We start from the raw sequence: 11,234 nt of genomic DNA, 5'->3' as shown, positions 1-11,234 counted from the left end.
GCACCACCAAGACGAATCCGCAGAAATCCCCCCCTCACTAATTAGCGAATTAAGCGCGCTGTACGCCACTGTAATCAGCGCAAAAATAATTGCTGCTGTGGCATGAATAATTGATTTTAACGCCTCTGTGACGCTGAGATTTTGCGGACGGATAATTAACAATAAACATGTCGCCGCGCAATCGTAGCCCCGCCACGCCTGCCCACTAAATAGGTCGGTTTTCATGCAGGTGCAAGAGATCGTCAGAACCGCGCTAGTGCAGGCGCTTTACGCAGGTCACGATCCTTGTTTAATCTTGCAGAATGGGGCAGAGAATTGCGGAATTTATGATGAAGGTTATGGTGATAAAAATTATTTACAGTATTATTTCATGTTTTATAATTTACTTTATCTCATAAAATACTAGGTAGTATCTTAATTCATTATTTACTACAAAACTATGTAGTTAGGCTTCTTAAAATAAAAAGACTAGTTACACATATTTAAAGGATTGATTATGCGTTTAAGTAAAGTTCGGGTACAAAATTATCGTAGCATTATTGATACTGGTGAATTTGATGTGGATGAGTTTAAAACAATTTTGGTTGGCCCAAATGAGGCCGGGAAAACGGCTATTCTCCAAGCCATTCAACAAATAAATCCCCCTAAAGAGATGAAGGGGTTTAAACCGCTTCGTGACTATCCTAGAGCTGAATACACCAAAATCAGTAGGGGAGAGCTAAAACCTGAATATATCAAGGTAGTGACTGCAACTTTTAAATTAGAAGAGTCTGATTTAAAGCACGCACCTGAAAAATTAAGAAATCAAGAAATTAGTTATGTTATTACTCGATATATGGATAATCATGCAACTCATAATTTACTTGGGGTGCAATCACTACTTTATGGCGAAGTTAAAGATAACCTAAGAAGAATAGCTCATTATTTAGATAGTCTTCTTGAGGATGAAAATAATAAAACCTACACTGATAGCCTTACTCAGATAACGAGTGGTTTTACTGAAAACAAAAACTGTCTATTGAAAATATTAGAACACTATTAGAGTGGCTTGAGAATAATTTCACATTAATTGATGAAGAAAATGAAAAAGAAATTAAACGCCATAAAGAGATCGAAGATAAATTAAGTACTGAAATAGAAAAAGATAATTTTCTTTCGTATCTTTGGGATAATAAACCTACTTTTGTATTATATAGCAACTACTTCCGAGTTAAGCCTATTATTCATTTGGAGAACTTAGCTAAACGCCTGACCTCAAACATTATGGATGATGACTCTTATGATTATGGTAATAGTTGCCTACTTAGTTTGCTTGGGTTTACAGCTGAGGAGCTTTCTGAACTCGGAAAAGTATCAGAATCTACCAACAACTCAACTGAATTAAATATGGATGCTTATCGCGAAAATTTAGATAGGCGTAGTTATGAACTAAATGCTGCTAGTGTCGAGTTAACTCGTCAAATAATTAAAGTATGGAATCCTGAAGATAATAAAGCTGAAGCTAGCAGGCTTAAATTAGTTGCAGATGGACAATATCTCAAAGTAGTGGTAGAGGATAATATTGGTGTTGAAGTTGAGCTAGACCAGCGTTCCGAAGGATTTCAATGGTTAGTTTCCTTTTTTATAGTATTTTTTGCAGAAGCAAAAGGAAAGCATAAAAATACTATTTTACTTTTAGATGAACCCGGGGTAAGCCTTCACGCTTTAAAGCAAAGAGAATTTAGAAAGACAGTTTCACTACTTTCTGAAAATAATCAGACATTATACTCAACTCATTCTCCATTTTTAGTAGGGCCGGATGAACTCGATAAAGTAAGAGTTGTTGAATTGACCGATAGAGCTATTGGCACTAAAGTTCATACAACAATATCTTCTAGTGATCCTGCTGCATTATTACCATTGCAAGAAGCTCTTGGTTATGACCTAGCTCAAAGTCTATTTGCTCATCAACGTAATTTAATCCTAGAAGGATTGACAGATTATTGGTATATCGAAGCAATTTCTAACTTATTGAAAGATGGAGGAGAGAAGTTTTTAGATGACAAGATAGCTCTTGTGCCAGCTAACACAGCTAGTAAAATAGTTTATTTCGCTACAATTTTAACCTCACATAATCTTAAAGTGGCAGCTTTGCTTGACTCCGATAATGCAGGAGATCAAGCTGCAAAACAGGAAGTTTTAGTTCATCGTCTTGGTAATAAAAGAATTCTTCGTACTTCTGATTTTACTAGGCCTAAGATTGATAAAGCTGAAATTGAAGACCTACTTAGAGATACATTAGTTCAAATTGCAAAAGATGAGCTTAACTGGGATATAACAACATCTTTTTCTGGCGCCATTGATAAGCCGATTATTAATATATTCCAAAAGGAAATAGGCAAAGACTTCTCTAAGTATAAGTTAGCAAAGGCATTTTTAAAATGGTCACGAGACCATTCAATCACTAATTTAACTAAAAATGAGATTCAAGGTTGTACTAACCTAATTAACGCTATTAATTCAGCCCTAAAATAATTAATTAAAGATTTCTGACTCATTATTCATGAATAATAGTGGGTCAGAATTATTTTACTAATTTATTAATTCGAGCTAATACATTCACACACCTCTGCCTATATTTCCTACTAATCGCCTCTCTCTGCGCTTCTAACTCCTGCTTTTGCAGCCCTTTCCCATACTCATTTAAACTCAATCTCAACCTATCCCCGTCAACTTTTATAAAATGTAGGCCATCACTTACGCCTAAACCATTAATGAACATTGTTTTAATCTGTGGAATATCGAAATTAATGCCGACCTCATTAGCAAAAGTAACTATTTTCGACTGAATTTCTTTATCACCCTCATTTAATTCAATTCGTGATACTTGCCGCTGTTGTCTACCCTGTGATATTTCGGCTCCTGCTGCGTTCTGAGCGTCTGTTTCAATAAAGGCAAAACCGTATTCCTCTATGTTGCATACTTCACCAGAGCAGTGCTCTGGCTCGTAAAATTGCACATCTGATAGATTGGATGTGATCCGCGATCTACAGTTATTGACAGGACTCCGAGGCGCGCCGATGGCGCTTTTTAAAAGACCATCGCCCGCAGCATCGGTGTTTTTCTTCACAATCTTGTATTGCCTTTCACGCGTTTTGAGTGTTGGTTTGCCGGTTGCGAGCTGGTTATAAATACCTACAACTTTCTGCACCTCTTCGCCGTATGTGTTTACATCACTGACTTCACGTGCAACTCGTATCGTTTCTTCTTTACGACGAATACATGGCCCACCTTGTGACATCACATATTCAAAGAAATCACCACCATCTGCTGCCGCACGTACGCGCTCCGCAACTTCGCCAAGCTGATCTGCAATAGAAACACCTCGCGGAAGCCGACGGCATTCACGATAAGCACCTTTTGAGGGAAGTTTGTAAAAATGAAATTGAGGTATGCGCCAAGTAGAAGCCCAAGCAGTAACCGCTGCCGCCATGCTTTTTAAATCTTTGCCGGTTTCGTGGTCTATCTCGCCATCAAGCGCATAACCATCAATATTTTTTGCAATATATTTGGCTATGTAACCTACGGCACCACCGCGATTCATGTGCTTACATTTGAAACGGTATTTATGTGCGCCGGCCTCATCACCATCTTCTTTCAAAGCACGTTTACGCATAATATCAATTGCGTCCGCCCGACTGGCTTTATCAACAAATAACAGCATATGCCAGTGGGGTGTTCCGTCATGATGCGGCTTGACAACACGAACACCATAAACATCAATATTGTTATCATTAAAGGCTGAACGAATACGCGACCAAACTTTGACTAAATATTGTTGCCCGTCTTTTGGTGTGTAAGCTTCATTTTTCCATTTACCATTAAGCGCAGCGATCACGTCTTTCTTACGCTTACGCAGTTTTGTTGGATGATATTTAGAAGGGCAGGTCCTGGTAATAAACATACCGATATCGCCACGTTCTTTCGCTACACGTTCAATGCCGGCCATTTGCGCCATTAATTCCATGCGACGAATTTCAGGGTTTGAAACACTTGCCATCACTTTATCGAACAGATCAAACCGCTCACCCGTTTCAACGTCTTCAATATCCATGCCTTGTAAATACTGCATATTAGATAAACGTTGCGCTTGCACAGCTCGAATGGCTTGTTTACTGGCGTAGGGGTTGCGATTCTGGCAAACATCCATATTTGCGATCATCAAGGCTTCAAGCCATTGGGTACGATGGGCTTTTAATTTGCGATACCAATAATCTGTATTGGTTAGGCGCTGAACGGCGGCAATAACTTTGCGAGCATCTAATGACGTGACAGCGAGACAATCAAAAATCTATTTTTATGAGTGGCCTTTTTAATCAGCGAAGAAGATAAACACGATGGCTAAACCAGATTGAGGGACTTTAGCCGGTGCATCTTGCCAGTTATTTGTGGGGGGAAGTAGGGGAAGTTTGGCGTTGAGGTAATCACTCGCTATTAAGGTGATGCGCTTAAAATGGCCACACAACATTTAGGGATGGTGAAAACCCGAACTGAATTAACCAGCAAAGGCGGCGAACCTATTAAAACTGAAGTTGCAAACATGACTTCACAAGAGGTTGCCGACGCTTATAAAAAACTAATGGGTTAATTACTGGAAATAGCCGTTTGAGCGAAAAAATAGGTTATGCAAAAACACCTATTTTACGTACGTTTTATTCACTGAGAATTTATGCATTTTTAAGGAGTAATTTAGATAAATGGTGCTTATCTGCAGAAACTAAATTGAACCTGTTTTCCGTAGGGGTAAGCACCATTATTTTAAATAAAAATGTGTTAGTCACATTTAAGTGGGGGGCAGGATGCCCCTTAGGGGGTGTCGTTTAAAAGAAACAATAAAAGCATTGCCACGGCGTTATTAATCATATGCAAAATAATTGGTGCCATAAGCGAATTAGTCTGAATTCTGACATGGCAAAAAATAACGGACATCACAAAAATCATAATAAATGTGGCAGGTGAATTATATTGATGGTGTATCATTGCAAATAGTACAGAGGTGATAATAATCATCACATGCTTGCCATTTGGGCCGTAGCCCATTCCGGCATTCAGTAAAAAGCCTCTGAAAATAATTTCTTCAATAATTGGCGCTGCGAAAACGACTGACACGACCAGAATAAACTGATGCAATGGTGATAGGGTGAGCATCTCAAGTATCGATGTTTCATCTTCTCCGTAAAACATAGTTGCAACAGATAATATGACCATTGCTATTATTGGAAGCCTGAGATCTGAAAATCGTACTGTGCCGAAAGGCATTAGCTCGGTTCGTTTCTGGTAATATGCTCGAGAGAACAGGGAATAAGGTAAGATAAATAGAATCGTAAATAGTGGCCAAGCGGCTAAGGCATCGTTATAGGTGGTTATCCCAGGAAATGCCAGTAAGGCATACTGAATTAAGTACCAACCTACAAAAAAACTGACGCAGACCAAGCTGTGTAGAACTCTGTCCATAGATATCATTATTATCCACATTGTTTTGTTGTTTATAAACGTTGATTTTAATGTATTACCAATAAAAAACCAAAAAATATTGGTTTTGTTTCATTTGCCATTGTCGAAGCGCTTAAGTGGATTATATTAAATAGCCCCTAAATGTAAGGAATTGACTAAGCCAACTCCTTCCCATTTGATTTAAAAATACTGAGCTATTTCCTGCATGATGAGCATGTGACAAAGACAATCCAGCCCAATTTATCATTGATTGGGGGATGATTAACGACCCACGTAATCCTGAGCGTGGCTTACCCTCGTATATTCCATTTACTGCTCTTTCCTTGGCAGGAAGAATGGGCTAAACGGTTTATCAGTAACGCACTAACAAAATATCGTCGTCTGTAATGAGGCGGCGCTAATCTCCCAGAGCGAGAATGATACGTATGATAATGTAAAACAATGCTATTAGCTTAATGAAACTTAATTTTAACTCTTATCTGGAGTAATAGCTATCATATATCTAGATATGGTGTATAGCTCGTAGGCTTACAATGATGTTGATGTGGGGCACGCACTGCAAAAGTAAATATACCTGCTCGTAATAAAAGTAAAATCGCAATACCAAGGCCAGCCACGAGCAAAAATCACACTCAGGATGAGTAAATTAAAAATGCATTTGACCTTGGTTTTGCTTGCCACGAAAAAACCATGGAAAATTAGCTAAGGTAAAGTGAGTGCTGAATATCACAGGGAAATTTGTTGCAGGAATTACTTATCTGCCAGTTGATGACTTAAAAAGTATCAACAGCGTATTGATAGTGCTGCAAACTCTTAATGAGCCAATAGAAGTAGAAGTATTGAACTTCAATGATCTTAGTTTATCCCAATCAAGTTCAAGTCATGTGAACTATTACCAGCAAACAGATGATATGTTTGTTCTTGTTTCATCTTTAATTAAAAGCTGGATAAGAAACCACCCAGTTGCTAATGCGAATAAACGAACCGCTATGATGGCGAGTTGTGTTTACCTACTGCTTAACGGTTATGAGTTAACTACCCCAAAGAATGAGGTCATAGAGATGGCTAATGGAATGGCGACCAAAGAATATTCGCTTATTGAGTTAGATGGTTGGTTAAGTTTCTGATTTAGGCCTTTTGACTTAAGACAATTGTGTGAGTAAACGGAGATAGCAGCCATCTCAATCATCAAGATAAAGATAGACTAGTTCACTGTGGCGATTTTCCTAGGCATAAAAAAGTCGAAGGTGTTATCACCTCAGCTATAGATAATACCATCATCGACCAACCTGCTCATTTCGCTAACAAAATTATTGGTTATTCAGATAGCACATGATTTTAAGGTCGCAGAATTATGTAAGACAGAAGTGTTTATTTGAATAGCAAATAAGTGATACTGATTAAAAAGGGAAGGTATCCAGTATTGAAAAGATATAAAGAATAATGTTAACAAGAGGTATGTCACTAAAATATATGCGATTATATCAAAAATCTTTCCCGTATGTTGATTGCGTTCAAATATAAAAATATAAATCTTATTTAAGTTTTAATAGGATTTATATTAACTAGCCATACGGGAACAGCAAAGACAGGTGAATAGGTTCAATAACAAGTGCATTATAATGATAATCTTGAATGCTAACAATAACGAACTCTTTTTGTCAGAGTTCGATTTTAAATTGAAATTAGTGAATGTACATAGTGAAGGTTTTTGAATGGTGACATAACTAAAAAAAATAGTTAATTATTCTGATTATGTTGTTAACTGTAAATATCGTTATGTTTCATTTACTTTGTTTATGTTAGCCTACGCGGCAAAAATTAAGAGTGGATTTTATAAAAATTTAGTTATGAATCAGAAAATAAAAAATGTAATTAAAAGCAAGTTAATTCTCAAGTTTATTTCAAATTTTCTTCTTTTTTCTTTATTACATAAGGTCATGGGGTATCCATTTAAGCCGCTTTATGTATTATTTATAAGTATTGGTTTGCTTTATGTAAAGAATAGGTCATACCGTTTTTTTGTTTTATTTTTCACCATATTAGCTGCTCTTTATTTACCAGTGGGTTTAATTTATGGCTCTCCAACATATAATACAGTTGCATCTTTTTACTATACGGATATACAAGAATCACGAGAGTTTATATCAAATATTGATAGTAAATATTACATTTACTCGACGTTTATTCTAATTTTTGGGGCTTTAGTTAGCTCTATAAAAGTAAATGCTGTAAACTATCACAATAAAATAATATTTAGCATGGTGATATTGGTCTTTATCTTTACTCCGTTAAAAAATGCCTTAAGTGGTAAATATGAAAGAGCAGCTAATTCAGGTACACCAGAGACACGGTTCTTCACAGAGTTAGCTTATTCAATTTATTCATTAATTGATGAAATTGAATTATATACAAGTGAAGATACTTTTGAAATTACAAAGGTAACTAACCAATATGATATTTATGTTATCATCATTGGTGAAAGTGTTCGAAAAGATTTTATGCATGCATATGGTTTTAAGATAAATAATACACCATTCATGAGCTCAAGCAATGGTATTCTCTTTACTAACTACATATCTGCAGCTAGTTCTACGCAACCATCTTTGACACATAGTTTATCTTTATATCCAAATATAGGTAACAATATCATAACACTAGCTAATAAGGCAGGTTTTAATACTTATTGGTTATCTAATCAAGGTTTTGTTGGTGAGTACGATGGTTCAGTTGCTGCTATTGGTCGAAGAGCTAATAATAGCTTTTTTATTAAAAGAGGAGGCTCTGATGATAAGATAATATCTCCAGATACTGCGTTATTACCAGAATTTAAATTAGCTTTAGAATCATCAGACCATAAAAAGCTTATTGTTGTGCATCTTATGGGAAGTCATACACCATTTTGTACTAGAACAGAGGGGCTGTATGATTATTTTTATCATAATAAAAAACTTTCTTGTTATGTTCAAAGCATAAAAAATACAGATAAGCTTTTATCAGAAATTTATCATGATTTAAGTAAAACAAAATCTAAGTGGTCAATGATGTATTTTTCTGATCATGCACTATCTTTGACCTATGATAGAAATGAGTTGGTACATAATGATAAATATCAGCAAAACTATGAAGTACCTTTTTTTATTACTTCATACGACTCTAATAAAAAAGAAATTATAAATAATCGTCGTAGTGGCTTAAGCTTTATGTCTTTATTTTCTCAGTGGACAGGAATCAATGAGAGTAATATTGAAAAAAATTGTGACATGTTATCTAAAAATGACTGCCCTAATCAAAATACTATAATCGATTTTAATAAAAACAATCGTATATTTGATGATTTGCCCGATGATTATTCAAAGTAGCACAGAAACTTTTAGTATCGAGATAGTTGTCATTCTTCTGAAAATCAATCTGAGAGCACAGAGTGACATATGAGATGTATCTTTTTTAATAGAAAGTAAAGGTACTTACGAAATTACTGCTGCTTTACAATTTACTTGCTGTGGCAGCAGTATAAATGAATTTTATTAATTAGCCAGTTTATTCAGCACATTAGGGCCGAAAGTTCGATAAAGAATACGTACTGACATAAATTAAAAAAGCATTAGTAATATATAGGGAATTTCTAGTTAAGCATGGTGTGGAAGGTAATAACTTAACTAAATAAAAGTGATACAAAAATGAAATATAAACCTAAGTCTAAAGAGTTTGTTTTATTGTATGTTGAAAAAACAATGTTACTTTTGTGTGGTTGAATCATTGACTAAGATATCTAATATTAGGTAATACCTCTGAAAACTAGTGAAACACAGTAGGTTTCGGCAATTTGCTATAATATTATAATCATGGGCGGTAATATATGGAGCTAGGTGGCACTATCCTTGTGTGGAAATAAACTCAGCTAACTACATTCAACAAAAACTTCTGTTGAAAAAAGTGGAGAAATACCGAAGAAAATATTGCAGGGTAAGCATTTAAGAAAATTACTATATAAATAAAATACTAGCATAATAGATATATAGATTAACATTATGAGTGATCCCTCAACTAACCAAAAACATCAAAATAAAGCCTCACCGAAGTGAGGCTTATGTATATGCGCTTTGCTAAAGAAACACTAAGGATCCTATACACGGTAAATGAATAAAGAATATTGCAGAAAGTACCAATATCAGGGTTAGCAATAAAAGGATTGAATGTCTAAAAAAGCTTACGGATTTTGGATTCTTCAGGAAAAATATTAATAAAAATGGGATGATAATTCCTAATATAGATACATAAGTTAGATACTTATCCAAATATTTAAACATAACTAACCCTATTTAAATTGGCTCTTTATATTGTCATTTCACGTACACAAATGGCCATTTATATCTGCCAGCTAGTAAGGCCGTCAGTGCCAATGACATTGTAGTGACAGCGGCTGCAAGGTAGCTTCCTTTAGAGCAGTGCGGCATAACGAGTTTTAAATTCCCAGTTATAGGCCACACCAGTCTTGCTCTTGCCATTATCCCAATTCACCGACCAAGTCATTAGGCCTTTAATCGACAAGTTTTTGGCATCAAGACGCGCAAAAGCATTATAGACAGCTTGTTTATCAATCACATAACCAGAGCCAGCAGCATCATTGTTGGCAGGCAAACCGATAACAAATTTAGAGGGTGGAATTTTTGTATAACCGCGGGTACCAGTAACTAGACTTTCAGTCAGGTAATACAAAAAGTCTTCTTTCATTGCGTCACTATTTTGGGAGAGCCAAGCACCTTTACCGCTCGTGGTTTCATCAACCCAAATACCATCGCCACCCTGATTATAATATTGCGGAGCAATAAAATCATAATATCCTTCTAGGGCATTGATATAATCTAGATAAGCACCGTTGATGCGCAAATATGGGAATTCTGGCGCCATACTGATAATAAAGTTTTTCCCTTCGGCGGCGTAATGTTCTTTTACTTTTTTCAATGCGGCAGGTAAAACTGTTTTATTATTAGCTGAACTAATGGCTGTTTGCTCTAAATCGATATCTAAGCCATCAAAGCCGTAGGTTTCCACCAAACGGATAATTTCATTAGTTAGCTTGTCTTCGTCGCCAGTTTTCAATTGGATATGCGCATCGGCACCACCTAGGGAAATGAGTACTGCGCGACCTTGGTTGTTTAATACTCCGACTTGACGGCGGAACTCGGCATCCGACAGATTGTATGGCTTGAAGGTTGGAATACCTTCGCCTTTCATAAAGGCCACGGCCACCACGTTATATTCTTCAGGAATGTCTGTCAGATTCATATTGGCACATTGCCCCTGCTGATAGCCATCACTGGCACCCGCGGCCCAATTGTGCCAAAAACCCATCATAATTTTTTTATTAGAGATATCCGGCATGGCGGCTGCGTCATCTACGACTTGTGTATTGATAATGTTATCTGAGCTCATAGTAACCTCGTTATTTTAGGTAAGATTAATTCCACACGCGCCAATATTGGTGGGCGTAAAGATATAATGCGTTTTTTTAACGAGGGTAAGGTGAAACCTTTTCCTGCCAATAATAAATTAAATTCAAGCTGACTGGAAAATGTAGGATGCTTTCAAAAAAGAATGTTTTGCTCTTAGATATATAATTTTTCAGATTAGTGGAGGCGTATTTATAGCAATGGCTATCTTCAAATGACTCACTAAAGAGTAAATAAATTATGACAGTAATTGTTACATATTATTTATAGCTATTATTCCAATTTATA

7 protein-coding genes and 2 pseudogenes are annotated in these 11,234 nt (G+C 36.1%); 5 read left to right on the top strand and 4 right to left on the bottom strand.

All coding sequences use genetic code 11. The annotated features are described in order from the left end of the window. The coding region (locus PSF11_RS04630; protein ID WP_272682742.1) for a hypothetical protein at window positions 1-225 on the bottom strand (225 nt) is incomplete at its 3' end. 271 nt (window positions 226-496) lie between these two features. On the opposite strand from PSF11_RS04630, the gene PSF11_RS04625 reads away from it, so the two are divergent. Together PSF11_RS04625 and PSF11_RS04620 are read left to right on the top strand one after the other, a co-directional pair. After that, window positions 497-1,042, top strand: coding sequence for an AAA family ATPase (locus tag PSF11_RS04625; protein WP_196712749.1), 546 nt, complete (start codon window positions 497-499; stop codon window positions 1,040-1,042). Continuing rightward, window positions 1,012-2,514 (top strand): ATP-dependent nuclease, encoded by a 1,503-nt coding sequence (locus tag PSF11_RS04620; RefSeq protein WP_196712750.1) that lies wholly within the window; start codon window positions 1,012-1,014, stop codon window positions 2,512-2,514. The genes PSF11_RS04625 and PSF11_RS04620 overlap by 31 nt, the downstream gene beginning before the upstream one ends. A 49-nt stretch (window positions 2,515-2,563) precedes the next feature. Here the strand turns inward: PSF11_RS04620 and PSF11_RS04615 are convergent, their stop codons facing one another. Continuing rightward, window positions 2,564-4,330: a replication endonuclease gene (locus PSF11_RS04615; RefSeq protein WP_312029150.1), complete on the bottom strand. Its 1,767-nt coding sequence runs from the start codon at window positions 4,328-4,330 to the stop codon at window positions 2,564-2,566. 162 nt (window positions 4,331-4,492) lie between these two features. Between PSF11_RS04615 and PSF11_RS04610 the strand changes: the two genes are divergently transcribed. Next, the gene (locus PSF11_RS04610) at window positions 4,493-4,627 is read left to right on the top strand and encodes a hypothetical protein (protein WP_256719857.1); all 135 of its coding nucleotides are present in this window, start codon (window positions 4,493-4,495) and stop codon (window positions 4,625-4,627) included. 218 nt (window positions 4,628-4,845) lie between these two features. Here the strand turns inward: PSF11_RS04610 and PSF11_RS04605 are convergent, their stop codons facing one another. Next, the gene (locus tag PSF11_RS04605) at window positions 4,846-5,493 is read right to left on the bottom strand and encodes a CPBP family intramembrane glutamic endopeptidase (RefSeq protein ID WP_158514047.1); all 648 of its coding nucleotides are present in this window, start codon (window positions 5,491-5,493) and stop codon (window positions 4,846-4,848) included. A 716-nt stretch (window positions 5,494-6,209) separates the two neighbouring features. Here PSF11_RS04605 and PSF11_RS04600 point away from each other — a divergent pair. Further along, window positions 6,210-6,617: pseudogene (locus PSF11_RS04600) on the top strand (type II toxin-antitoxin system death-on-curing family toxin); the annotation flags it as partial. Window positions 6,618-7,343: 726 nt separating this feature from the next. Beyond that, window positions 7,344-8,855, top strand: coding sequence for a phosphoethanolamine transferase (locus PSF11_RS04595; RefSeq protein WP_072502991.1), 1,512 nt, complete (start codon window positions 7,344-7,346; stop codon window positions 8,853-8,855). Window positions 8,856-9,936: 1,081 nt separating this feature from the next. On the opposite strand, the pseudogene PSF11_RS04590 reads toward PSF11_RS04595, so the two are convergent. Then, window positions 9,937-10,929 (bottom strand): annotated as a pseudogene (locus PSF11_RS04590) (chitinase); the annotation flags it as partial. Window positions 10,930-11,234: the final 305 nt, after the last annotated feature.

The sequence above is a fragment of the Providencia sp. PROV119 genome (genome assembly GCF_028482435.1).
GTDB lineage: Bacteria > Pseudomonadota > Gammaproteobacteria > Enterobacterales > Enterobacteriaceae > Providencia > Providencia stuartii.
Note: the sequence above shows the minus strand (reverse complement) of the source record. Positions and strands in the feature narration are given on the sequence as shown.

What these genes read in the sequence shown, in the direction of transcription:
- PSF11_RS04625 (WP_196712749.1), top strand. Translation starts at nt 497, where the DNA reads ATGCGTTTAAGTAAAGTTCGGGTACAAAATTATCGTAGCATTATTGAT.
- PSF11_RS04610 (WP_256719857.1), top strand. Translation starts at nt 4,493, where the DNA reads ATGGCCACACAACATTTAGGGATGGTGAAAACCCGAACTGAATTAACC.
- PSF11_RS04605 (WP_158514047.1), bottom strand. Translation starts at nt 5,493, where the DNA reads ATGGACAGAGTTCTACACAGCTTGGTCTGCGTCAGTTTTTTTGTAGGT.
- PSF11_RS04595 (WP_072502991.1), top strand. Translation starts at nt 7,344, where the DNA reads ATGAATCAGAAAATAAAAAATGTAATTAAAAGCAAGTTAATTCTCAAG.